This is a genomic window from Chryseobacterium sp. Mn2064, assembly GCF_049319685.1.
Taxonomy (GTDB): domain Bacteria; phylum Bacteroidota; class Bacteroidia; order Flavobacteriales; family Weeksellaceae; genus Chryseobacterium.
On sequence record NZ_JBMOUE010000001.1, the window covers coordinates 975,022 to 999,684 of the forward strand.

General features: G+C 34.1%; 17 protein-coding genes and 1 tRNA gene. 3 read left to right on the plus strand and 15 right to left on the minus strand.

Translation table 11 applies throughout. The annotated features are described in order from the left end of the window. Window position 1: 1 nt before the first annotated feature. From ACL9RH_RS04240 to ACL9RH_RS04260, 5 genes are all read right to left on the minus strand, one after another. Entirely contained in the window at window positions 2-3,121 is a 3,120-nt protein-coding gene (locus ACL9RH_RS04240; RefSeq protein WP_422692096.1) for a LodA/GoxA family CTQ-dependent oxidase, read from the minus strand. Window positions 3,122-3,272: 151 nt separating this feature from the next. After that, window positions 3,273-4,799, minus strand: a complete 1,527-nt coding sequence (locus ACL9RH_RS04245; RefSeq protein WP_422692097.1) for a hypothetical protein — start codon at window positions 4,797-4,799, stop codon at window positions 3,273-3,275. Window positions 4,800-6,025: 1,226 nt separating this feature from the next. Next, window positions 6,026-7,159, minus strand: a complete 1,134-nt coding sequence (locus ACL9RH_RS04250; protein ID WP_422692098.1) for a hypothetical protein — start codon at window positions 7,157-7,159, stop codon at window positions 6,026-6,028. A 494-nt stretch (window positions 7,160-7,653) separates the two neighbouring features. Beyond that, window positions 7,654-7,728 (minus strand) — tRNA-Arg (locus tag ACL9RH_RS04255). A gap of 423 nt (window positions 7,729-8,151) precedes the next feature. Beyond that, window positions 8,152-8,925: an alpha/beta hydrolase gene (locus ACL9RH_RS04260; RefSeq protein ID WP_422692099.1), complete on the minus strand. Its 774-nt coding sequence runs from the start codon at window positions 8,923-8,925 to the stop codon at window positions 8,152-8,154. A 377-nt stretch (window positions 8,926-9,302) separates the two neighbouring features. Here ACL9RH_RS04260 and ACL9RH_RS04265 point away from each other — a divergent pair, with 377 nt between their 5' ends. Then, complete coding sequence (locus tag ACL9RH_RS04265; protein WP_422692100.1) at window positions 9,303-9,944, plus strand: NAD(P)-dependent oxidoreductase; 642 nt, start codon at window positions 9,303-9,305, stop codon at window positions 9,942-9,944. A gap of 74 nt (window positions 9,945-10,018) precedes the next feature. Here the strand turns inward: ACL9RH_RS04265 and ACL9RH_RS04270 are convergent, their stop codons facing one another. Together ACL9RH_RS04270 and uvrA are read right to left on the minus strand one after the other, a co-directional pair. After that, window positions 10,019-10,786: a methyltransferase domain-containing protein gene (locus ACL9RH_RS04270; RefSeq protein ID WP_422692101.1), complete on the minus strand. Its 768-nt coding sequence runs from the start codon at window positions 10,784-10,786 to the stop codon at window positions 10,019-10,021. 171 nt (window positions 10,787-10,957) lie between these two features. Further along, entirely contained in the window at window positions 10,958-13,750 is a 2,793-nt protein-coding gene (gene uvrA, locus ACL9RH_RS04275; protein ID WP_422692102.1) for an excinuclease ABC subunit UvrA, read from the minus strand. A 694-nt stretch (window positions 13,751-14,444) separates the two neighbouring features. Here uvrA and ACL9RH_RS04280 point away from each other — a divergent pair. Together ACL9RH_RS04280 and ACL9RH_RS04285 are read left to right on the plus strand one after the other, a co-directional pair. After that, window positions 14,445-16,256: a TonB-dependent receptor plug domain-containing protein gene (locus ACL9RH_RS04280; RefSeq protein ID WP_422692103.1), complete on the plus strand. Its 1,812-nt coding sequence runs from the start codon at window positions 14,445-14,447 to the stop codon at window positions 16,254-16,256. Window positions 16,257-16,327: 71 nt separating this feature from the next. Then, window positions 16,328-17,044: a DUF2490 domain-containing protein gene (locus tag ACL9RH_RS04285; RefSeq protein WP_422692104.1), complete on the plus strand. Its 717-nt coding sequence runs from the start codon at window positions 16,328-16,330 to the stop codon at window positions 17,042-17,044. Here ACL9RH_RS04285 and ACL9RH_RS04290 read toward each other — a convergent pair. From ACL9RH_RS04290 to ACL9RH_RS04325, 8 genes are all read right to left on the minus strand, one after another. Next, entirely contained in the window at window positions 17,041-19,092 is a 2,052-nt protein-coding gene (locus ACL9RH_RS04290) for a M48 family metallopeptidase (protein ID WP_422692105.1), read from the minus strand. The genes ACL9RH_RS04285 and ACL9RH_RS04290 overlap by 4 nt on opposite strands. Window positions 19,093-19,102: 10 nt before the next feature. Beyond that, window positions 19,103-19,549, minus strand: a complete 447-nt coding sequence (locus ACL9RH_RS04295; RefSeq protein ID WP_422692106.1) for a phosphohydrolase — start codon at window positions 19,547-19,549, stop codon at window positions 19,103-19,105. A gap of 79 nt (window positions 19,550-19,628) precedes the next feature. Further along, window positions 19,629-19,964 carry a YegP family protein gene (locus tag ACL9RH_RS04300; protein ID WP_422692107.1) on the minus strand — a complete coding sequence of 112 codons (336 nt, stop codon included), beginning with the start codon at window positions 19,962-19,964 and terminating at the stop codon, window positions 19,629-19,631. A 31-nt stretch (window positions 19,965-19,995) separates the two neighbouring features. Next, the gene (locus ACL9RH_RS04305; protein WP_422692108.1) at window positions 19,996-20,307 is read right to left on the minus strand and encodes a hypothetical protein; all 312 of its coding nucleotides are present in this window, start codon (window positions 20,305-20,307) and stop codon (window positions 19,996-19,998) included. 77 nt (window positions 20,308-20,384) lie between these two features. Beyond that, entirely contained in the window at window positions 20,385-20,930 is a 546-nt protein-coding gene (locus ACL9RH_RS04310) for a hypothetical protein (protein WP_422692109.1), read from the minus strand. Between the two features lie 76 nt (window positions 20,931-21,006). Further along, window positions 21,007-22,782: an acyl-CoA dehydrogenase family protein gene (locus ACL9RH_RS04315; protein WP_422692110.1), complete on the minus strand. Its 1,776-nt coding sequence runs from the start codon at window positions 22,780-22,782 to the stop codon at window positions 21,007-21,009. Between the two features lie 74 nt (window positions 22,783-22,856). Continuing rightward, entirely contained in the window at window positions 22,857-23,402 is a 546-nt protein-coding gene (locus ACL9RH_RS04320) for a hypothetical protein (protein WP_422692111.1), read from the minus strand. Window positions 23,403-23,412: 10 nt separating this feature from the next. Next, on the minus strand, window positions 23,413-24,591 hold the full coding sequence (locus ACL9RH_RS04325) for a thiolase family protein (protein ID WP_422692112.1): 1,179 nt from the start codon (window positions 24,589-24,591) through the stop codon (window positions 23,413-23,415). Window positions 24,592-24,663 lie beyond the last annotated feature (72 nt).

Here is a 24,663-nt window from a genome sequence, read left to right on the forward strand (position 1 = left end):
ATTAAGAATTAAAACGTCTTCTAAATCTTTCATTAATAGTTACTATTTTTTGATTGGGTTTAACATATTCTATTTGTAAATTTTCATTCATTTCTTGAACTTTCGACAGTAGATTTTCTAATTCTTCTGAGTTATTTAATATATGCTCTGCTTCTTTTTTTACTTCTTCATCAATTTGTAATTGAGAAGAATTTAAGACGTTATCTGATATTATTTTCAATACCTTATCTTTTCCGATATTATCTATTAGCTGCTTTTGTCTGGTTTCTTTTAAAATGATATTGATAATTTTAGTGTATGAACTGGTTAAGGCAACTTGCACAGTACCTGGAACTTTAGTGTTGTTATTCGTGATTTTTTCATCTAATTTTATAGGTAGCACAGTGCCTACAGCATCAAAATGAGTAATCATTTTATTAATAATCTCTTGATACGGGGAATAAATGGTGGGATTACCAGGTAAATCTTCTAACCACTCAAAACGTTGATTTAATATTTCTAATTGCTCTTTCGGATTTCCTTGTTTTTCCTGTAAAGCTTTGAATTGCTTGTAAGTAATAATTTCATTAGGCACTCGTGCTGGCCAAAAAGTTGGAATGTAAGGGTCATATGAACTGTCGTATCCATCTTTACAAGACGCTGTATCTGTTTGCCAAGGAATAGCCATCCAACGTGTTATACCGCCTGCAACTTGAGATTCGAAAGGGTTAATTATTTTATTAAGTAACGTTTGATCTATAAAAGGGCCGTAATCAAGGTTGTCTTTAATAAGATTATCTTTATCAAAGTTAAATCTAAAAGGAGAATCATACATAGAAGATATTCTTACCGGCCATGTCATTTCGCAACCTGGATGAAAAGCATCTGCCAGACAAAAATCTAAAGCTGCTCTTGTAAGTAAGTCAGCCTGTTCTTCTACAGGATATTCATCTAAAGGCTTAGGATTCATATAATTGGTTTTATATTGATCCCAATCATCAATGAAATTCCCATCTACCCATTGCTGTAACATTTTGATTTGTAAATCTGTAAGGGTGCTATGCTGCCTAGGACTTCCGTTTCCTACTATTTCTATAGCATCTCCATATAACCAAGGCCATAAAGCCGGAGATTGAGAACCTGGGAGATCAAACTGCCTAAACTGATTAAACATTTGTCTTCTGAATTCTAAGTTATTCATAGTCCCATCTCTTAATTTTTCAATCCATATATTTTCATTGAAATTATAAGCTCCACTGAAGCCAAAAGTGGTTAAAAAACCTTTGTTTACCCATTGTAGTTCTGTCATTCTCTTAAAGATGGGAAATATGTCATAAGAGAATGAAGGACTAAGTGGAGGAGGCAATTTAAGTTCTCTTACAGATAGATCTCTCATTAAATCCCACATTGTTCTTACCGATTGTTGCATAGGAGCATAATCTGGAGGCGCACAAATTACCCAGGCAGGTTTTACATTAATTTCCTTATTATTGAATTTTACAATGGCTGTTACCGGTCCATCAGAAGTGTCATCATACCAATCATCATTATTGGCAAAATCTAAGGCAATTTCATTTTTAGAACTTTTGGATATACCTTTACCTCCAAGTACATGCAATCTTTTGGAATTTGGTGAATTCTTATCGAAAAACATTTCTCCAAGATAAACTTCTATATTTTTTAAAAACTTCCCTTCAAATTTTGCTGATTTGTTGATCGATTTACTATTTATATTTTTTACCCCTCCATCAATAACAAGGCTCATACGATCTAGAACATCTGAATTTCTTTTGAATGAATATTTATATTCATCTTCATTGGCTTCCGGAATATCTAATGCAAGATTAAATTGATACCAAGCAGCTTTTTGGTTAGCTAAATGGCACGACCAGCTAATTTCAACTTTGTCTTTAATATCAGGATGCGTAAGTTCCTTTACAACTTCTCCTTTAATATTCAGACCATATATTCTAAATTCTGCTGCCTGTCTTTTAATTTTGCCTTCTCTATCCCTATAAAATGAAAGATCATTTGATAGTATAGGTTCTGGAACTTGTGGCCCAATATAATACTCATCACTATTTCCTACACGCATAATGCCTATTGAAGGATATATTGCAGCGCTCACAATTTCATGGTCACCTATTTTTTCATCTTTATTTTGCGCATGAAAAGGGCAGATTTGTCCTTGAGGTTCTCTGAACTCTAAAGCATTGGCGCTGTATCTCGTTTCTGCGCCATATTTGTAAACATCTCTTCTTGCTTCAGCAATACTACCCAGAGGTTGATTTAATGAATTGATACGCCAGCAATTAAAATTAATATGGTCACCAAGCTCTTTCACTCCAATCAGATGTAAATCTTGTTTGGGAAGGTTTAATCTACCAATTTCAATAAAACCTTCATCCCATTTTAGTTGCAAATTATCTGCTATTTTTTCATCAAGCTCTTTGATTTGCCCTTCAAGAATAAATTCGTAAGAATCATTGGATAATTTTTGCTGTAAATCTTTAGCGAGATAATCTTTCTGCTTCATGATGACAGGGAAATTTTCTTTAACTACTGGTTTAAGCCGTAGTTTTATCATATGTTTTTCACCTAATCGGAAGGGTATAATAGGGTAGTATGCAGTGGTTAAACAGCTTTCTTCGTATTTTTCCATTTGGTCTAAAATACGTTTCAATTCTTTGTTTTCTTTGTAATATTCGTTTAATTGGTTGATATCACCAGAACCGGAAATTTGAGTGAAATCTACCATTTGTTGTGCATTTTGAGCGAAAAAAACATCAATATTCTGAAATATAAAATCTGTATTTGGCCCATCAAACCCTTCAGCATTATTTGGTAAATCAAAAATCTTTAAACCCAAGCCAATGGTAGATTTTACATCTGTTTTTTTAGGGTCTGTATCACTTGAAAAACGCATTACACATTTAAATTTATCTTTAATTCCAAAGAAACCAAGATCACCTACTAATTTTTCAATCGGGAAATTATTGGTTAAACTTAATTCACCGTGTACTACACCATGCTGTTTTCTGAATACGGCTCTTGGTGCTGGATGTGCACCATTTTCTATCATGACTTTTTGGTAGGTGTCAATAAATTGAGCCTTAAGGTCGTTAATGTATTTTTTTTCCATTTTTATTAGTTTTAATTAATTTGCTATTTAGCTCATGATGGTTTTTGTAGAGCTACTTTTGTATTAAATACTGGATCGAATTTGTGTCTTTCTTTTTTGGACGTGGTTTAATAAAATTAAATATCGATCCAGTATTTTAAGGGTATTATAACTACTTTTTAAGTAATTCTCTAGCTTCTTCACGAGATGATTCCCTAATGCTATTTTTTAACTTATTAATTTCATCTATATTATTACGATTAGTATCCGATTTTTCATACATGCCAGTTTTGGCTACCCCTTGAATTGCTAATAATGCTGCTTTTAATTCTGCATATTTTTCAAATAAATGTGAGCTAATTAAAGGAGACTTAACATTTATTTTTTGTGATGTATTTGTCCTATATAAATTATTATTCATAGAGTGACAAGTAAAACAATTCATTCCTTCTTTTTGGAATGTGGTTTCCATAGTGACATTTGCTAAATGTAAACTACCAAAACTTTGCCCATTATCGATACCATATGGTTTTGATAAATCTCCATCTAGCAACTCATTAATTGGAGCATTAGTTTTTGACCATATAGAGCCAACTAATTTATAGTTCGCCCATATTTTAACTTTAACATTCGTAAGGGCTTTTTTAGCTAATTCGTTACTGGATTTAATCATGTCAGCAAACTCTTTATCTTCCTTAATAACTTCCATCCCTTTAGATTTCTGATTGTATCTAACTCCTTCAGGATAGGATTGAAATACTTTATTTTTAACTTTTGGAGTAAGAGTGGTTTTATCCTGAATAATTCCATCTTCTGTATTTCCAACAGAGCTTCCATCGAATAGTGTGTATTGATCTGATTTAGAATTTACAGGGTTTCCATGAAAACTTGTTCTATCCGGTGCTAAATCTCGTTGATCAAAAGTTGACCACACACCTTCAGGGTGCTCTGCTGTAACTGTAAATATGTGAAAGCCAATCATAGACATTCTTTGTAGCTCAACGTTATTATAATTTTCGCCTGGATTTTTATTAGGTTTATTAACAATTGCAGTGATATTAAAAGTTTTAGTAGAATCTACTACTTGAGATGTTTTTATCCAAGCTATTTTAATTTCGGTTGCACCAACGGGATATTGATTTTTACTCTCACGAATAGAACGCTTTAAGCTGTCATTTTTTAGTATTTTAGCTGCTTGGCTAATAATTGATAATGCATCGGGTGAATTAAACATCTCTAGTATTCCGTCATTAGCATGTATCGAATATCTTACGAGAGAATCGCTCTTACCACTCAATTTTGTTCCGTCTGCTTGTTGATACAAATCTAAGATGAGGGGTAATTTACCATCTTTTATGTATGAAGATGGTAATCCTTTCTTTTTTAAAAAATCTATTTTTATTTCTTCACCAAAATCATTAACCTGTTTTAATTCTTTCATAAATACAGGAACATTATCTTTGGTATTTGACGTTAACCATAAAAATTTTTGCCAAGACCAGTCAACAAACATTTGATCATTGTCAAGAACTATGGTATCAGCTGTATTTTTAATTTCGTTATTCTTATTGTAATCTTCAAAAATACTTACTAAGCTTGTTCTAGTTGTAGAGTAAGTTTCTTTTTTACAGGATGTAAACCCCAGTAAAGTAGCCGTTGTAATGCTTAAAAGCATCAGTGTTTTGAATTTTAATTTCATGGTATTAGATTTTTGAGTTATTAGTTGATGATCTTTTTAAAATTGAAATATCATTCTTTAGGTATAACTAGGGTGATTATAAAAAAATATTACACTATTTTATAAATTCCATTTTATACCATATAGCGTTGTCATAAAAACAATATTAATGCTATTTTTTTTAAAATAATTCAGTAGTAATACTGAATTTTAAAATAATGTATTATGAGTGATTTCTAAATTTTCGTGTAGTGTTTAACTGAATCTCTTATCTTGCCTTTACCATTGTTTATGTTAGGGAGTAACGTTGAAAAGCTACCAGATAATCCCAATCAAATGGATGATGTTAACGAGGATAGGACGAGTCGATATAAGTATTGTTGCTGCAGCAGGAACTGCACAAGTAATGAAAGTAGTTAAGACATGTTGTCGACTTATTAACGATCATGTGGAGAAGTTCATATTTAATATGAAAAAGACAGAGAAGTTCGACGAATTCAGCCAACGTTGTACAGGACGTGGTTGATAAGCAAAATATAGAACATTTTGGTATTTTTACGCGTGACAACTGTCAACTCATATCTGCCTACGGACGCAGAAGCTTTTACAAAGTTACATTGGTATTAGATCCCGGGAAACTGTTTTACGCCGATCGCTGGGTAGAGATAGACAGGCCAGCACTACAATTTTTCATACCTTATTTGAATACGTTTTTTTGGGTAGCTCTTTCAGAATAGACTGCTTTCTAAAATTTAAAATTTTTCTGATATGTCAAAGTTTTTAATCTTAATGTCAATTCAAGAAAGAAAGATACCTATTAAAAAACTGTTGTAACTTAATAATATATCTCGGCAAAAGCCGAGATATTAAATTTTTGAAAATCGTCTTTATAGTATTATCTTGATAAACTATTTATAATGATGGGATTTAAACTTGTTTATAGATTCCTCAATTTTTTTGACAACAGGAATTGAAATATTATAAACGAAATAATAACCAAGTTGATGTCCTGTAGATGGTAGAATTTATATTTTATTGATTTCAGAAATGATATTGGCATTTTGGCAGATGGTTACAAGGCAAAAATTGGTTGGGAAGGTCCAACATCTATTGGACTTCAATGCTTCATTTTCGGACATAAAATAATATCCTTCAATATATTTTTTAGGGCCTCATTTTTAGGTTTGAAAAATTGCACATCCATAATGTATACCTGTTTTCTAAATCTGCTGCAATAGACTTATCTGCTATTCTTTCGAGAATTCTTTACTTTTAGTAATTTTAGGAATATAGATAAGATAGTCATAACCCTTAATAACTCTCGACAAATAGACATCATCTACCTTCAGCTTGTTTTGCAAAATAGATTTCTTTAGAGGTCTTAGATCAAAACAGTACCACTGATCGTCTTTTGCCACATTCAGAAAAGATTTAAAACTAATGTCATCATCTTTGTCTCCCTTTCCAACGATCATTAGATGTAATGATTTCCTAAAATTAGCCTCTTCAATATTAGAGATGAGGTTACCAATATCATAGATGTCAGTTTTTGTTAATATCGTTTCACCTTTTGGAAGATGGTTCGCACCAAATTTGAAAAGATTCTTTTTATTTTTCCAATCAGGAAGTTGGGTTAGCAAAATGTTTTTCAGTAGTTGAATCCTTAAGAGATGATTTCTTTTGGTGTAAATCTCTCTACTTAACTTCAGGTCTTCAATCTCTTTTCGCTCTTTGTCAGACAGATTTAACGTTAGTAATGAGTCTATCTTTTGAAGGCAGTCTTCAGAGAGCAGATAGTATTTCTCAAGACCCTCTTTAGACGCTGCCAGTTTGGAGTTATGGAGCATTTGGTCATAGATCTCGATCGCTTTTTTATTTTTCGAAGCTTCTTTTAAGCTGGAAATGATCATTTGGTCGGCAGAAACGCTGATTTGTTCAATACCATATATTTTGGTATTGCGTTTAGTTAAATCCTTAACCAAATCAAATTCCGGTTCGTGCTCCAAAAAAGAAAAGTTGGTACTATATTCTTTAACAAAAGAATTGAGCTTTTCAGCAGGTAAAGATTTAATTTTGGTTTCAATGATGCCTACGGAATAAGGGTCAACCTCAATAAAGTAATTGTCAAACTTAACCTCATTGATTATAGCATTGGTAAAATAAGGAACTTCGTTGGTGAAATGAGTTTCTCCCAACAGGATGGAATTAGATTGTTTAATTTCGTTGAGCAAAACATCCCATCCTTTTCCCCGAAATGAAATATTCTTTTCATTTTGGAAAGGAAAACCATTTTTTTGTACCAAGCTGTCAAGTACTGTATTTTGAGCAAAGCTAAATTGGGTGATGAATACTGCAATAAATAAGGTTGTTAGTTTTTTCATTAGGGATTAGTTTTATTTTAATAACCGCAGTTCGGTTTTCTAAGTCACGAAAATAACCATAATTTCTAATCTATCAGTAGAATACTGCTTATAAATATAATTTTTGACTATATACACTAGATGCATCAAATTAGCGGAAAAGATTGAAGATGACGATTGTATGATCATTAAAACATAGTCTAAACAAAAAATTGAAATTCTTGAAAATGAACTTCATTCTTGTTTAGTTGTGACTCGTAAACCAGAAAAAGTTGATGATCGCTTAAACAAGGCTCTATCAGTTATATCTAACTTATCATTATTATACCAATCAAGTAGTGTAGAAGCAAAAAGAAAAATAATTAGTTCGATATATCCAGAAAATCTTGAATTTACAGGAATTGAATATTGAACTACCAGAGTAAACTCTGTGTTAAGAAGTATATCTCTTGTAACCAATGGATTAGGTGGTGTAAATAATAAAAAAAATGATAAGAAAATAGCTTATCCCTGTCTGGTAGCCCCAACAGGAATCGAACCTGTATCTAAAGTTTAGGAAACTTTTGTTCTATCCATTGAACTATAGGGCCTTTTTTTCTTAATAAAAATACAAATATTTTATCAGGTAACTATCCTTTCATTATTGATGAGTGCTGAACTCGGTTTTTCTTGATTATTATCTTCTTTATAATAAAAGAATCTACCCTTTAGGGGTAGATTCAGTAGATAAAACATCTCATTTTTTTAATTAGACAACAATAAAAAGCACAGCCGACAATGCTGTGCTTAAATTTTTATTTCAAATTTAATTGCAATTTCAATAGTAGCAAGAAAAGCAAATAAAGTTTTCACTTCGATTTTTATTACATAGTAAATGTAGTGATATTTTTAATACGAAGTATGAATTTAATGTTAAAATTCACAAGTTATCCACATTTTTTTGTGGATAAGTCGTTTGTTAATTTAAAGTCCAGTTGTTTTTATCATTTAATGGATTTAGACAAAGGACAAAATTACTGTTCATCAAGATACTTTATAATAAAATCACAGAGTACCTTTTTCTCTTCATTATTGCCTTTATCATCCATATGACCATGGTTAATAGCAGTTGGCTGTACGGTCATGTGATACTTTTTCTGTTCTTCTTCAGTAGGTAAAACGCCTTCATCGGCTGGATAATCATTAGAGCGAAGGGTATAAACTTTAGGAATGGAAGTTCTGGGAAGAAACATCCGGCGGTTATCCATGGTAATGATTTTATAAACCAGATTAGGATGCTGATTCGCAAATAAAGCGGCCATATCACCACCATTAGAATGTCCAATTAAAGTCAGATGTTTATAATCAAGATGGGGATTTGTCTTTTTAAGTTCATGTAAAACAAATACAATATTATCTGAGCCGTTTTGCCAGAAAGGTCTTCTTACCACTTGCAGTTTTCCTTCTGTAGGTAAAAGATCATCAGTAGGCAGTTCATGTTGAATGCTTATAGTGAAATATCCTTTGGAAGCCAGTTTTTGGGTTAAATAAGAATATACCAAATAATCTCCGCCCTTATTAGAGCCATAGCCGTGGTTGAAAATAATGATCTTTTGCTGAGCAATGGCCTTTTTGCTTTCCGGAAGATAGAAAGCAACCGGGATTTTTCTGTTTCTGCTTTGGTCATATAATGTTAAAGTATCTAATTTTACTTTATAATCATGAGAGCCGTTCATATTTTTCTTTACAGAACAATTGATGAAAAGCAAAAGGCTAGGAAAGGCATATAAAACTTTGCTGTATTTCATAAAGGCAGTCGGTTGGGCATTTTTTACTTTTCGAAGATAAAGATTCTTTACCTTAAAGTAAAGTTATCAACATGAATTCTAAGTATTTATTAAAAAAGTAGTAACTTTATGTCATTAAAATTGTTTAATACATATTATCCCGTCTCAGGCACTTTCTAAAGCCTGAAAATATAGAGCTCAGGTTTCTGGGCCTAATATCCTATAATTTTTAACCAACGCTTATGTCGAAAGCAGATCTTACAGTAATTTGACTGTCTTTTGTCGGGCATCGAATTTTGTGCAAAACCGGAATTCTGATATGATTATGAAAAGGTAATCAATTTGGAAAATTTAATGTTACGGGTTTTGTACTCAATTCTATTTACAATAAAATCATTATGAAAATACATACAATAGCCGTTATTGGCGGCACCGGAAAATCAGGGAAATACCTGGTGAAGCAGCTTATTCAGAAAAAATATCGATGCAAGATATTAGTAAGGAATCCGGAACTTTTTACCATTGAAAATCCATTAATAGAAGTGGTGAAAGGTGATATAAGGGATGAAAATGCTGTACATTCACTGATCAGTCAATGTGATACTGTAATCAGTACTTTGGGACAGCCAAAAGGAGAGAAGACTATCTTTAGCGATGCTACCGGCAATATCATCCAGGCGATGAACCATTATGGAATAAGGAGATATATCGTAACTACAGGTTTAAACGTAGACACTCCGTTTGATCATAAAAATGAAAGTGTAAAGATCGCAACCGATTGGATGTACAAAAACTATCCGGAAACAACCAAAGATAAACAGAAAGAATACGAACTTTTATCAAAAAGTAACCTGGATTGGACCTTAGTAAGGCTACCGCTCATTCAACTGACGGATGAGAGTTTTGCAACAGAGGTCAATATAACCGATTGTAAAGGTGAAAGTATCAGTGCCACAGATCTTGCAGGATTTCTGATTTCACAGATTGAAGATCGTGAATATATTGGAAAAAGTCCTTTTCTGTATAATCTGATAAGTTAAAATGATATAATACTTCATTAAAAAGGCGGTCTCCTGCATTGGTATTACAAAGAAAGGAGGCCGCTTTATAAAGCTTATTGTTTACGTCCGTAGATCAAAATACGCTTAAAGGCATAAATTGCAGGATATTTTGTAAATCTTTGAGCTATTCTGTCTTTAAAATCTATAATGAATTTTTCTTTTTGCTCTCCTTCCAGGCGTTCCAGGTAAGGAACTAATGACGTACCTGATATAAAAGTATACAGAACTTCATGATCTTTTGCAATGATAGGATATACTTTTTGGGAAATCTCTATGTCTTGGACGCCGTTATCAAACAGAATCTGTGCATAATCATCCATAGAAAGGACAGGTGAATTGCGTTTGAAATTGTTTAAATAGGAGACATAAGGTTCTTCATCCACCATTTGCATAAGAATCTGGTTCAGGATATTTTCATTCTGAACAGGCATTTGGATAGCCAGCTGACCATTATCCGATAATAATTTGATGATTTTAGGAAATAATTTTTCATGATCATCTGCCCATTGTAAAGCGGCGTTACTGAAAACCAAATCCCATTTTTGTCCCGAATTTGCGGCTTCCTCTATCGTTTGGAGCTTAAAATGAAGATGCTCACTTTCGTATTTTTTTGATTTTTCAAGCATTTCAGCAGAGGAATCAATTCCCAGAAAGGTAGATTCGGGAAGTTTTTCCGTTAAAATAGAGGCTTGTTCACCCGTACCACATCCCAAATCAATGGCTTTGATATTATTTTCAGGCTTAATAAGAGTGGCTAAATCGTAAAAAGGTTTGTAACGTACATCTTTGTACTGATCATATAATTCTGGATTCCAAGGCATAAGAATAGTTTTGAATTGATAAAATAGTGATAATAAAACATATGAAAACGTTCAAAAATCCTGCCATCCAACCCATTTTAAGTCTTAAAATGGGTACGCAGGTACATGAATTTAAGGTGAAGGAATATTAATTCATAAAAAAACGACTGTATCTGATACAGTCGTTTTTATTTATTGCTCAAGTTTTTCTTTAATATATTTTGCGGTGTAAGACTTTTTATTTTTTGTTAAGTCTTCAGGAGTTCCGGTAAAAACAACTTCTCCACCGTGTTTTCCAGCTTCCGGGCCAATATCGATGATGTAATCGGCACATTTGATGATATCTGGCTGATGCTCAATAACAATGACGGAATGTCCAAGATCTATTAAGGCCTGTAATGATTTTAACAGTTTTTGAATATCATGAAAATGAAGACCTGTAGAAGGTTCATCAAAAATGAATAATGTTTTGTCTGTTGTTACACCTTTTACAAGGAATGAAGCTAGTTTTACACGTTGTGCTTCTCCTCCGGAAAGAGTAGAAGAGCTTTGTCCCAGCTGCAGATAGCCCAATCCAACTTCCTGTAATGGTTTCAGTTTGGTTACAATCTTTTCCTCATTGTTGTCTTTAAAGAACTCTAATGCTTCATCTACTGTCATATGAAGGATATCGGAGATGTTTTTCTCGTCAAATTTTACTTCAAGGATCTCGTTTTTGAAACGCGTGCCTTTACAAACCTCACATTCCAGTTCGATATCTGCCATGAACTGCATCGAAACATTGATGACCCCTTCTCCTTTACACTCATCACATCTACCACCATCTACGTTGAAGGAGAAATGCTTGGGCTTATATCCCATCATTTTCGCTACTTTCTGTTTGGCAAAAAGGTCACGAATATCATCATACGCTTTCAGATAGGTAACCGGGTTGGAACGGGAAGACTTTCCAATGGGATTCTGGTCGATAAGTTCAATGTTTTTGATCAGCTTCTTTGGAAATTCCACTGAATCATAATCTCCTTTTTTGCCGCCCATTCCTAATTGAATCTGAATATCATTGGTCAAAATCTCTTTCATCAGGGTAGATTTTCCACTTCCTGAAACTCCGGAAATAACCACTAGATTTTCCAAAGGAACATCTACATCAATGTTCTTAAGGTTGTTTTGACGGGCCCCTTTAATATGGATCCATTCTTTTGCTTTTCTGCGTTTTTCAGGAACTTTGATTTCCAGTCTTCCGGTAAGGTATTCTGAAGTAAGAGTATTGGCTTTTTTCAGGTCTTTATAATCTCCGGCAAATACTAATTCACCACCAAGATAACCCGCTTCCGGACCGATATCAATAATATAATCTGCCGCACGCATCACATCTTCATCATGTTCTACAACAATCACAGTATTGCCAAGATCTCTAAGGTTTTTCAATACGTCAATCAGGTTTTCGGTGTCTTTGGAATGAAGACCGATGGAAGGTTCATCCAGAATATAAATAGAACCTACTAAAGAACTTCCCAGGCTGGTCGCAAGGTTGATTCTCTGGCTTTCTCCTCCTGATAAAGTATTGGATGTTCTGTTCAGTGTTAAATATCCCAAACCTACTTTCAGTAAAAATTCCAGTCGGGTTGTGATTTCATATAATAGCCTTTTGGCAACTTCCTTATCGTGCTCAGAAAGTTTTAATTCATTGATTAAGGGTTCCAGCTCGTCTAAAGGAAGCTCAATCATGGACTGGATATTGTGGCCGTCTATTTTTACCCAGCTCGTCTCTTCACGAAGTCTTAATCCTTCACAAGTAGGACACAGCGTTTTCCCTCTATAGCGTGAAAGCATTACACGATACTGGATTTTATAAAGGTTTTCTTCAAGCATTTTGAAGAAATTATTGATAGAAGGGAATGTACTTTTTCCATCGCCTTTCCAAAGGAAGTTTTTCTGTTCTTTGGTAAGCTGATGATAAGGTTTATGGATAGGGAAATCTCCTGCTTTCTTAATGAAATCCTTTTTCCATTCGCTCATGGTTTCTCCTCTCCAGCTGACAATGGCATCCTCATATACCGATAAGGTTTTGTTGGGAACTACAAGATCTTCATCAATTCCTATTACTTTTCCGTATCCTTCACAAGCGGGACAGGCTCCGTAAGGATTGTTGAAACTAAAAAAGTGAACATTCGGTTCCAGAAATTCCATGCCGTCCAGTTCAAACTTATTGGAGAATTCTTTTACTTTTCCGGTATCCGTATTTTTTAATGAGCAGTGTCCTCTTCCTTCATAAAACGCCATCTGAATAGAATCTGCCAATCGCTGAAGGAAACTTTCGTCTTCTTCATAAGCGAAACGGTCTATGACAAGATTGATGATCATCCCTTTTTCCGGGGCGAAGCTGAAACTCTCCAGATCTTCAATTCCTGCTACATTTCCATTGATCTCAAGTCTAGTGAACCCTGCCAGTTTTAAAATATTTAAAGTCTCACCAAAATTATCCAGACTGTATTCCAATGGAGCAGTCAGGAGAAAAGACGTATCTTTTTTTGATGCTTTGATGAAATCTACAACATCGGAAACTGAATCTTTTTTTACTTCTTCACCAGAAACCGGTGAAAATGTTTTCCCAATTCGGGCAAATAACAGCTTCATGTAATCGTAGATCTCGGTTGATGTTCCTACCGTAGACCTTGGATTGGAAGAGATAACTTTCTGCTGAATTGCAATTGAAGGAGCAAGTCCTTTAATATCATCAACTTTCGGTTTCTCAAGTTTGCCAAGGAACTGACGTGCATAAGAACTCAAACTCTCCACGTATCTTCTTTGTCCTTCTGCATAGATGGTATCAAAAGCCAGGGATGATTTTCCGCTTCCTGAAACTCCTGTAATAACAATCAGTTTATTTTTAGGAATCAGGACGTCTATATGTTTCAGATTATTAAGATGTGCATTCTTAACGAAAATCTGCTTTTTTATATCAATTTCTGTCGTGTTAGCCATATTTTGTTTATTCATAAAAGTGACTGAAGAGTAGTATGATCTAGCCGTCAGCAATGGTGTTTTGCCATAGAATATTCCAGGCAGTATGTCATTAATTGAACGTGTCAATAACCTTTTTAATCTGTGATGATCTCAAGAGCTGTTTTTCAAAAAGCTGTTTGAAAACCGATAGAAAAAAGGATCTTTTCATTGTCAAATTAAGACCCACAAAATTACGAAATTTTAGTGAAAATTTTATGCTTATCTTATTGTTTAAAAAATTATTATTGTAAACGTTCAAGGAGAAGGATAATATGGAATTATTCATCCTGCGAAATCCTGTATTTGAATATTTTTTTTATATTTATCTTTGTTTTTGTTACTGTTTTACAGTTGTTTAAATTAATTTTAGGAATGTGTTGTGTTTTTTAATATAAGTATTGTTTTGTGTTTTAAAATACGCTAAAATTGTATTCATAAATTTGTAATAGAGAAATGATAAAATTATTCAGAGACTTAGTTACACATTTAATGAGAAAAAGATAACAAGGACTCCCTCACACACAAGAAGCTGTTTCAAAAAACAGCTTCTTTTATTTTTTTATTTCTAATTATACCAAAAAGGATGCCCTCTGTTTTATGACAAGTATCATTTGCCTGTCTTGGTGAACTCTCTTACTTTTGGACCCTGTTATAACAAACTACGAAAACGATTATGATCAAAAAGATAGGAAGCGCTTTTTTTCTGGGATCTTTACTTTGGGTAAACGCACAGGAAAAGACAACGGATATTGAAAGCGTTGAATTTCAGGGTAAATTCATCTCTACACCTTATAAAAGTGCCAACCAGAATATTACAGTAATTACCAAAGAAGATATTACCAATTCTCCGGCGAAAAGTATTGATGAGATTCTTCAACAGGTTCCGGGTATGGATATCAGACGAAGAGGTGCCAATGGAGTTCAGAGTGATATTGGCTTTCGTGGCAGCTCTTTTGAGCAGGTATTATTGTTGTTGAATGGGATCAGAATGAATGATTCTCAGACAGGACATAACAATATGAATATTCCGGTAGATCTTGAAGATGTAGAGAAAATTGAAATCATAAAAGGTCCGGCAGCAAGACGTTTCGGGCAAAATGCTTATGCGGGAGTGATCAACATTATAACTAGAACCACGCCGGGAAAAAGAGTGAAAATCAGTGCCGAAGGAGGCGACTATGGCTCTTACGGATTAGGGTTCAATGCGCAGATGGGTAATGAAAAGTTTTCCAATTCACTTCAGGCCAATTCTGCTGCTTCGGAAGGGTATATGTATAATACCGATTATGAAATAAGAAATGTTTTCTATCAAGGAAAACTGAATATAAAAAACGGTGATTTGAGACTGCAAGCCGGGTTTTCTGAAAAGAAATTTGGAGCTAACGGATTTTATTCGTCCAAAGCAGCTACCGAGCAGTATGAAGAAACTCAGGCATCTATTGTAAGTCTTGCTCATCAGCAGCATTTTGGGAAACTGAAACTAAATTCTAATGTCTATTGGAGAAGAGGGCAGGATATGTATCTTTTTAACCGTCAAAATCCTTCCATTTACAGAAATATGCACATCGGAAATAATGTGGGTGGTGAAGTGAATTCCAGCTATCAATGGGGATTAGGAACTACGGGAGTAGGAGTTGAATTGAGGAAAGAACTTTTGGTAAGCAGTAATCTTGGAAATCCCAACCGTTTTGTTTCTCAGGTTTTCTTTGAGCATCATTTTTCACTGTTAGACAAAAAACTGAATATTAGTCCCGGAATTTCATGGGCAAATTATTCTAAAGAAGGAAACTTTTTCTACCCTGGATTGGATGTAGGATATAACTTTAATCCCAATAGTAAAGTATATGGAAATATAGCGAAAGTACATCGTGTTCCTACTTTCACGGAGCTTTATTATATAAGTAAGACGGAACAGGGAAATCCTGGATTATCACCAGAGAATGCTATTTCATCTGAAATCGGATATCAGTACCAGAATAGTAAAATTTTGGCAAAGATCAGTGGTTTTATGAGAAACTCCGATAATTCTATAGATTGGATAAAAAATAATCCTAATGACCTTGTATGGCATGCTCAAAATGTTGGTGAGATCAAAACTAAAGGGATAGAAGCTGAATTGAACCAAAGACTGACCGACTGGCTAAGATATTCTGTGGGATATACTTACATCGACAGTAATTATAAAGAAACCAACAATTTGGTTTCTAGATATGTTCTGGATAATCTGAAACATCAGTTCGTTGCAAAATTAGAGACTAAATTCCTGAAAAGTTTTACCAATGAGTTGGTTTACCGATACAATGAAAGAGTGAATTTGGGTACTTATAATCTTCTGGATGAGAAAATAAGTTTTGCTAAAAAAGACTATTCTGTGTATGTTTTAATTAACAATATTACCAATACAAAATATACGGAAGCGTTTGGTGTAGAAATGCCGCAAAGGTGGTTCCATATTGGGTTTTCTTACAATATTAATATTAAGTAGATGTTAATTCGATATGAATAAAAGTTAATATTAACAAATTGTTAAAAAAATTACATTTGCAAAAATTTTTTATGAGGCGTTTTTTAGGTTTAGGCTTAGTACTTGCAATTTCTTTTTTCAAAGCACAGGAACATGTTTCCAGCTTCAATGCAGTGACTCTAACCTATAAGTTTCATCCAAAATTTTTCCTCTATGCGGAAGGGCAGATGCGTGGTAACGAAGATTATACCTATCCCGATTATTATGAGATAAAAGGAGGGCTGGGGTATAATCTTACCAAAAATCACAAACCTTTTGTAGGGCTTGGAAGATATGTGAATTATAAAGATCACAGCTTAAGCAGGGAAGAGCTCAGAGTATGGCTTCAGGACGTTATTGATCTGAAGAAAGGAATCGTAAAATTTGAAAACCGTTTCCGTGTTGAAAAAAGCTGGTTTTATGAGCCTAAAACAGATCTGACTTCCCAAAGAATGCGCTACCGTTACCGTCTTAATGTAAGTGTCCCTTTAAATGCTAAAACCATTAAAAAAGGAACTGTATTCGCTAATGCCTATGATGAAATTTTCTTTGTAACTCCAATGAAGCCTAGTTTCGCCAGAAATAGAGTATATGGCGGTTTCGGTTATCAGATTGATGATTATTTCGGAATTGTAAGCGGATATCTTTGGCAACGCGAATTTGAAGCGAAAGGAAATAAAAATTTACATTTTATTTACCTTGCTTTAAATATTAACATCGATGGAACAGACCATCAGACGAAAACGTATGATTTCCCTGGTGCAGATTAATTTTTGTTTATACCAGCCTGAAACATCAATAGCTCCAGTTTAGAATTAAGATAATGATCATTCAGTAAGGCCTGATATTTTTCAATGACTACTGATATAGCATTTACTTCATTTTCAAGGTATTTATCTTTGTTGAAATAAATATATTCAGAATTTACAAAATCCTGTAAAAGTTGATGATCTTCGGCTTTTAATCCTTCTTTGTAGGCAGAATTTTCAATCAGCTCCTGCGTCTTTAGTTTAAAAGGTTCTTCGGCTTTCAAAAGTTGGGCTCTGTGTTTACGGATTTCTTCAAAAGGTAAGGTAACAGTCATAAACTGCAGATATACTGTGAAATCATTAAGACTTTTTTGGAAATCATCAAATTCACTGTCTAATACCGCAAAATTTTTATATCTGCCGAGAAGATCTTTCTTAGTATCTTCGTTGGATATCTGATAATAATGCTGAAAGATTGCTTTATCGTTTTCCTGAAGCTCTTCTTTTACCTTTTTCAGTTCATTTTCCAGTTTTGGAATAAGGCTTGAAGCATCTTTTACTTTGTATAAAATGCCGTCAAATCTGAATGTTTTTATTTCTTTCGGATGAGAGACCAGATATTGCAGGGTCTGAATATCACCTTCTATTCCTGATTTTTCGTAAACTAAAGATACTTTTTTATCACTGAATAAATCTTCATTATAGTGATGTGAGGAAGTATCAAAAATTACAGATTCAATATTTTCTATAATAGGATTGTGTCTTTCGTAATACCCATTGAAATTTGAACTGAAGGTCTTATATATATTATTATCCAGATACAATTGTAGGAACGTTTCATCCTCTATCACTTCACCTACGTTTTTCACTGTGTGTAAAGTTAAATATTTCGATGTCATGATTTCACAAATCTTATCAAATCCGCTGATGATTTCTTTTGCGTATCTGTGATCTGTTGCTGAGTTTCTGGTTTTATTTGTTTTAATCCTTTCAACTCTTTTTAAAATATCAGGATGAGAAGTCCACTGATCTTCAATTTCTATTCTGGATTTATTATAGCGGGTAAGATCTTCAGCATCTATTTTCGGAAGTCCGTTTACGTAAGGGTGATTGTTCCTTTCGGATAAAATCCTCATTAAAGATAACTGATTCTTGTACAGATCTTTTGGTAGGTATTTTTGATTGCTTTCAACATAAAAATTAAAAGAACTATTAAAAGCGACATCACTTAATTCTAACCTTAATAAAGATGAGGCCTGTTCTTCGGGATTGGTAATATAAGTTGATATAGCATCTGCGTGGTATTCCATTTCTCTTTGCAGCGAAGCATGATTTTTGAAAAGAAAATTGGACATACTTTTAAGAACAGACTGAAATGCATTAATAAAACTGACCGAAATTAACCCGAAAATTTTAAAAATAGCATTCCCTCCTGAAAACTCCATGATGAAATTTTCGTAGTCCTTATTATTGTAAACCGTTTCGAAAATTATTTTTTCGGCCTGGTTTACATAGCCTCCTACTTTCATACTTTTTTGAGAGAAATGTCCAAACTCATGAGCCAGAATTGATCTTAGTTCTCCTACACTGGTAGAATTGATCAGCCCAACACCAATTGTCAGATTCTTCTTCACGGGTAGAAACATACTCCAGAAAACAGAATTATAACTTACACTGGCATTTACATCTGGGGAAAGGAAAACCTTTTGTGGAGATTTCACTTGTGTTTCAGCTACAATTTCATCAATAATAGCAAAGAGCTCGGGCTGATGAGATCTGTTAATTTCCAATAAATGACTTCTGCTGTAATGGTTTTTTCTGAAAATGAATTTAACGAGGAATATAAAAACAAAAACACCCACACTGAAAAGCCCTGCAGCCCCTAAAACTGTAAAATAGCTGAAAGAAATGCTCAACATTTTTATGGCTCCATATCCTAATAAGAATACCATGAGCAAAGCGGCGAGTATAAGCGCCAGGTACATCAGAAAAAAAACCGAAATAGATATAATAGCAGAAAACAGCTTAGATTGATAAGCTGATGAAATTTTTGGAAGATTATTAGTCATGTGTTTTTTATTAATATTTCTCTACCAGATAACGATAGGCTTTCAGGTATTTATTGAACCTTTTGATATCTTTTGGAGTAAGCTCCCGGTTTACTCTTCTAAGGTCCATATTATCACGAAGGTCGTTGATCTTTACTGCCACGGAAAGGAGAGACCTTTCTGTTCTTTTGATGAAATCATCATATTCTTCTTCCGGGTCAAATTTAGTAAGGCAGCTTATCGCGAAGATCATATACTCGGGAAAGCCTTCAGATCTTAGATAATCCAGGCTGAACTCTATCGGATGATCTTCTACAACATCATGGAGGACACCCACGATTTTTTCATCCAATGTTTTGCCATATTCCATCACACGCATAACGTGAGCAATGTAAGGGGCATGGTATTTATCGGTTTGTCCTTTATGAGCCTTATCGGCAATTTTGATAGCTTTATTCAGTAATTCTTCTTTTGTCATTGTTCATGAAAAATAGAATACAAAAATAAAAAATGCCTTAAAAAATAAGGCATTTTTATTAAGATTATTTCATAAGATTTTATGAAGCGGTTTCATCCTCTACAGAAGCGTTTGGAGCATTGTTTTTTACAGATTCTATACCGTTTTCCATGCCGTTATCAGACTCATACATTTGGCTTGTGCCTATGATTTGTCCATTTCCTGCTTTAAGATTGAAGTAGCATCTTTCGTCTTTAGCGGTGTTTCTTTCGAATTTTGAATCGTCCTGTGAGTTGGTTTTTACAGAATCTATTCCGTTTTCACATGAAGATTTGGAGCTGTAGCCCTGGCTGGTTAAGATCACCTGTCCGTTTGCTGCTTTAAGATTGAATTGGAAGTCACCATTTGTTCTTTTTGAAATAATAAATTTTCCCATAATAAATGATTTTGAATTGGTTGCTTGATAATTATTTAGAAGGCACTGCCTTTTTTGTTTCGATATTCAATTTCTCCGGAGTAATGGAGTTTAGTATTTTATATTTTGAATAATCTTTATGTGATTCTTTTAAAGCCACGTAGATTGTTGTGTCCTTGGGCACAATGTTCATCAACTTATATAAATCTTTCTGTTGGTGTACAGAATTTGTTCCCCAATTTTTAAACAGATCTTTATTTTGAATTTTTGTGGTATCTACCTTTGGGAAGATCCTCGGCCGATCTTTTTTCTGAGCAATAAACGCAACAGGGAAGGTAAGGAGTGAAAATAATAATAATTTCATTGTATGTTTTGGGTCTTCTGGTTTTTAATTGTATTAAAAATAATAAAAATTATTGATATGTAAGGTGTTTTAAACTTTCATTCTTGTATAGATGGCAATCTGTATTTTTTTGTAATGACTTCTCCGGGAAATCTCATGACAAGTTTTACCTTCTCAGTGCTTTCTTTGGTTTTATCTGAAATAATAACGAAGGAAAAGTAGGAATGGTTTCCTTTGTTCACGAATTGTTCAAGTTTGGTGTCTCTGTAAAGCTGCAAACTTTTGTCGCTCTTATCTTTTTTCTTATCCATCCAGAATGCTTCGGCTTTCAGGTAATTTGGATGATTTTTTGTTTGACTTTTAATTTCACCTATTACAAAAGGATATTTTTTAAGAATCATTTCTGCATTTTCGCAAAGTGCTCTTTCGGATTCTCTCATCATTTCAGTACCACAAATGATAGCCTGTTCTTTCTTTAAAACGAGTTTGGGCTTTTCAGGCTTGTTTTTATAAGCATCAAGTATTTTAGCTAAAACACGATCTTCCAAAATGCCGTGACATCTTAAAGTATCGTTAGGTCGGGTTTGAGAAAATGAAATGGTATGGATCAGAATCGTGAAAAGAGAGAATAATTGTATTTTCATGTACCGTTTTATCCATTAAATATATAAAAAACGCCCCAAAATGAGGCGTTTTGAATCAAATTTATGTTATTAAAGACTAATAATTTCCTTTTTCAATATAGTGTGCTGCTACTTTTTCAGTTAAAGCCACTACGTTTGGATGGTTGGTATATTTTGTAAATCTTCTTAATCCTGAAAGCATCATTCTCTGCTCATCTCCTTCGGCAAAAGAAACAATTCCTTCTTTAGCAGCAACGATGATTTTCTCAACGGCTTTATAAAGGTTTAATTGAGCCATAGCTGCTTCTACAGATTCTGGAGAGAAGTGTTTTTCTGCTCTTAATACTGAAGATTCTGCCATATAGATCTGATTAAGGATTTCAGAAGCATTCAATAATAAATGCTGTTGTTTTTCAATATCCATCATATATTTCTGAAGCGCAGCTCCTGAAACCATAAGGAATACTTTCTTAAGGTTCGCAATAATTGCTTTTTCTTCGCTCATGAATTCTGAGTAATCAGGAACTTCAAATGAAGGAATTCCCATCAACTCTTTGCTGATCGCCATTGCAGGAGATAAAAGATCCAATTCACCTTTCATCGCTCTCTTAATAAGCATTCCTACGGCTAATAATCTGTTGATTTCGTTAGTTCCTTCGTAGATTCTTGAAATTCTTGAATCTCTCCATGCTGCTTCCATCGGAGTATCTTCAGAGAATCCCATTCCACCATATACCTGAATTCCTTCGTCTGCAGTGTGCTGAGCAAGATCTGAAACGAATACTTTAAGGATTGAACATTCTACTGCGAATTCTTCTACACCTTTCAATTCTGCTTCCTGATGGCTTAGTCCACCTGCTACCAATTCATCAATTTTGTCCTGAATGTTTTTAGCCGCTCTGTAAGAACCTGCCTCACTTACGAAAACTCCGGTTGCCATTTCAGCAATTTTCTTTCTGATAGCTCCAAAAGTAGAGATTGAAACTCCGAACTGTTTTCTTTCGTTAGAATACTGGATAGAGTGGTTTAAAATTCTTCTTTGTGCATCCAGACAGGCAGCTGCCAATTTGATACGGCCTACGTTCAATGCATTTAGAGCGATTTTGAAACCGTTATTTCTTTCTCCTAAAAGGTTCTCTACCGGGATTTTCATATCATTAAAGAAAACCTGACGTGTAGAGGATGCACGAATCCCTAATTTGTGCTCTTCTTCTCCAAAAGTTAAGCTTGCAGGGTTCTCAAGTTCAGATCTGTTGATCACGAAACCAGTGATGTTTTTATCATCATCAATTTTAGCAAATAAAGTGAATGTATCTGCAAATCCTGCATTGGATATCCACATTTTTTGTCCATTGATGATATAATGTTTTCCGTCTTCGGAAAGTTTTGCTCTTGTTTTTCCTGAATTGGCATCAGAACCTGCATCCGGCTCTGTTAAACAGTAAGCCCCGAATTTTGTTCCTGTTGCTAAGTCCGGAAGATATTTTTTCTTTTGCTCTTCAGTTCCATACAGAACGATAGGTAAAGTACCGATTCCGGTGTGTGCTCCATAAGCCGTTGCCAATGATCCTGTTGTTCCGGAAATATAGTCGCAGGCAAGCATTGTAGTTACAAAGCCCATTCCCAGACCACCGTATTCTTCAGGAACGGCAATTCCCAACATTCCCATTTCTCCAAGTTTACGCATTGTTTCTTCCGTGAATGCATAATCTTTCTTTTCGAAACGTTCTCTTTGAGGAACTACCTCTCTGTCGATAAATTCTTTTGCAGAATCACGTAGCATTTTTTGCTCTTCGTTCAGCTCTTCAATACTGAAAATTTCGTTTGCAGGAATTTGTTTGATCAGGAATTCCCCGCCTTTTAATGTAGCCATATGTTATTTTGTTATTTAATTTTTTTTGCCCTTTAGATAATAGACAGATTGATGATAGATTTTTATTATTAAAACTATTTAATGATTTCAAACATGTCCGGATGTTCTAAAGAATATTTAAGTTTGATTTTTTGATGTATCTTAAATTTTTCATTTTGATTGTCAAATTCAAATTCATAGTTTTTATTATCAATTCTATAGTTTAAATAAGCAACAGGTTTTTTTCCGTATCTCTGTTTAATACTATCTGTTCTGATTATAAATCCTGTCATATTTTTTGTTTCAGAAGAACTTAATATTGTATTTTTCCTATTTTTCGATAATCTTAATGATAAAGAAAATGTGGTAGCAACTAAAAAAATAATTATAATCGTGTATAATGTACTTAGAATTATATACCTTATTTTCCTCAGAGGGAAATGAAGAAATTTTCCAGGGTTTTTACCAATAATCTTTTCTGCTTGAGACATTGTTAGCCCCATGTAGCTGAATAATAATAAAAGCACAATTATAAAAGATGATGTTGCTCTATCCTCATAGTCTGTATTATATCCAAAAAAGAAAATTATTATTACGATTAGTAAAATAATGAATACTGAAACTTTTTTACCTCTTGACATTCATTTTTAATTAAAGCAATTCAAAAATTGAAGCTGCTCCCTGACCTGTTCCAACGCACATCGAAACCATTCCGTACTTGTTGCCACGTTTTCTCATTTCATCAAGAAGTTGAACAGTAAGTTTTGTTCCGGTACATCCAAGAGGGTGACCTAAAGCAATAGCTCCTCCGTTTACGTTTAAGATATCTGGGTTTAAGCCTAATTCTTTTTTTATAGCCACTGATTGAGATGCGAAAGCTTCATTAAGTTCGATTAATTCAATATCTTTCAATTCTAATCCTGCCTGTTTCAATGCTTTTGGAATAGCATAGATAGGGCCCATACCCATGATTCTTGGTTCAAGACCTGCCGCAGCATAAGCTACCAGTCTTGCTTCAGGCTCTAATCCTAATTCTTTAACCATTTCTTCACTCATAACCATTACAAAAGCCGCTCCGTCACTCATTTGAGAAGAGTTTCCGGCAGTTACACTTCCTCCGTTGGCAAATACAGGTCTTAGTTTGGCTAATCCTGCTAAAGAAGTATCTGCTCTAGGACCTTCGTCTACAGAGAAATCAAACTTTTTCGTCTGCAGTTTTTGGTTTTCATCCAGGAAATTGTATTCTACAGGAATCGGAACAATCTGATTGGCAAATCTGCCTTCCTGGTTTGCTTTTAAAGCTTTCATATGAGACTCAAAAGCAAACTGATCCTGTTCTTCTCTTGTAATATTATATTGTTTTGCAACTTCTTCGGCAGTGTAACCCATTCCCCAGTAGTAATCAGGGTTTGTTTTTGCGATCTCTGTTTCAGGAACTGGTTTGTAACCTCCCATTGGGATGTACGACATAGATTCTGTACCTCCTGCAATGATACAGTCTGCCATTCCTGCTTGAATTTTTGCTGAAGCAATGGCAATCGCTTCACTTCCTGAGGCACAGTATCTGTTTACTGTTACTCCCGGAACTTTATCTGTATTTAACCCCATCAGAGAGATCAGACGTGCAACGTTTAAGCCTTGTTCAGCTTCAGGCATTGCATTTCCTACGATAAGGTCATCTATTCTGTTTTTATCTAATTGTGGTAGCTCAGCCATTAATTTTTCAATAACTGTAGCTGCCATGACATCAGGTCTTGTAAATCTTAAACTTCCTTTTGGAGCTTTTCCAACGGCAGTTCTGAAACCTTTTACTATGTATGCTGTTTTCATTTTTTTGTAAATTTTTGTAAAATGTATAATGTAAAATGTCGGTTGTACTATATTCAGTAGAGCTGCATAATA

What these genes read in the sequence shown, in the direction of transcription:
- ACL9RH_RS04240 (WP_422692096.1), bottom strand. Translation starts at nt 3,121, where the DNA reads ATGGAAAAAAAATACATTAACGACCTTAAGGCTCAATTTATTGACACC.
- ACL9RH_RS04245 (WP_422692097.1), bottom strand. Translation starts at nt 4,799, where the DNA reads ATGAAATTAAAATTCAAAACACTGATGCTTTTAAGCATTACAACGGCT.
- ACL9RH_RS04250 (WP_422692098.1), bottom strand. Translation starts at nt 7,159, where the DNA reads ATGAAAAAACTAACAACCTTATTTATTGCAGTATTCATCACCCAATTT.
- ACL9RH_RS04260 (WP_422692099.1), bottom strand. Translation starts at nt 8,925, where the DNA reads ATGAAATACAGCAAAGTTTTATATGCCTTTCCTAGCCTTTTGCTTTTC.
- ACL9RH_RS04265 (WP_422692100.1), top strand. Translation starts at nt 9,303, where the DNA reads ATGAAAATACATACAATAGCCGTTATTGGCGGCACCGGAAAATCAGGG.
- ACL9RH_RS04270 (WP_422692101.1), bottom strand. Translation starts at nt 10,786, where the DNA reads ATGCCTTGGAATCCAGAATTATATGATCAGTACAAAGATGTACGTTAC.
- uvrA (WP_422692102.1), bottom strand. Translation starts at nt 13,750, where the DNA reads ATGGCTAACACGACAGAAATTGATATAAAAAAGCAGATTTTCGTTAAG.
- ACL9RH_RS04280 (WP_422692103.1), top strand. Translation starts at nt 14,445, where the DNA reads ATGATCAAAAAGATAGGAAGCGCTTTTTTTCTGGGATCTTTACTTTGG.
- ACL9RH_RS04285 (WP_422692104.1), top strand. Translation starts at nt 16,328, where the DNA reads ATGAGGCGTTTTTTAGGTTTAGGCTTAGTACTTGCAATTTCTTTTTTC.
- ACL9RH_RS04290 (WP_422692105.1), bottom strand. Translation starts at nt 19,092, where the DNA reads ATGACTAATAATCTTCCAAAAATTTCATCAGCTTATCAATCTAAGCTG.
- ACL9RH_RS04295 (WP_422692106.1), bottom strand. Translation starts at nt 19,549, where the DNA reads ATGACAAAAGAAGAATTACTGAATAAAGCTATCAAAATTGCCGATAAG.
- ACL9RH_RS04300 (WP_422692107.1), bottom strand. Translation starts at nt 19,964, where the DNA reads ATGGGAAAATTTATTATTTCAAAAAGAACAAATGGTGACTTCCAATTC.
- ACL9RH_RS04305 (WP_422692108.1), bottom strand. Translation starts at nt 20,307, where the DNA reads ATGAAATTATTATTATTTTCACTCCTTACCTTCCCTGTTGCGTTTATT.
- ACL9RH_RS04310 (WP_422692109.1), bottom strand. Translation starts at nt 20,930, where the DNA reads ATGAAAATACAATTATTCTCTCTTTTCACGATTCTGATCCATACCATT.
- ACL9RH_RS04315 (WP_422692110.1), bottom strand. Translation starts at nt 22,782, where the DNA reads ATGGCTACATTAAAAGGCGGGGAATTCCTGATCAAACAAATTCCTGCA.
- ACL9RH_RS04320 (WP_422692111.1), bottom strand. Translation starts at nt 23,402, where the DNA reads ATGTCAAGAGGTAAAAAAGTTTCAGTATTCATTATTTTACTAATCGTA.
- ACL9RH_RS04325 (WP_422692112.1), bottom strand. Translation starts at nt 24,591, where the DNA reads ATGAAAACAGCATACATAGTAAAAGGTTTCAGAACTGCCGTTGGAAAA.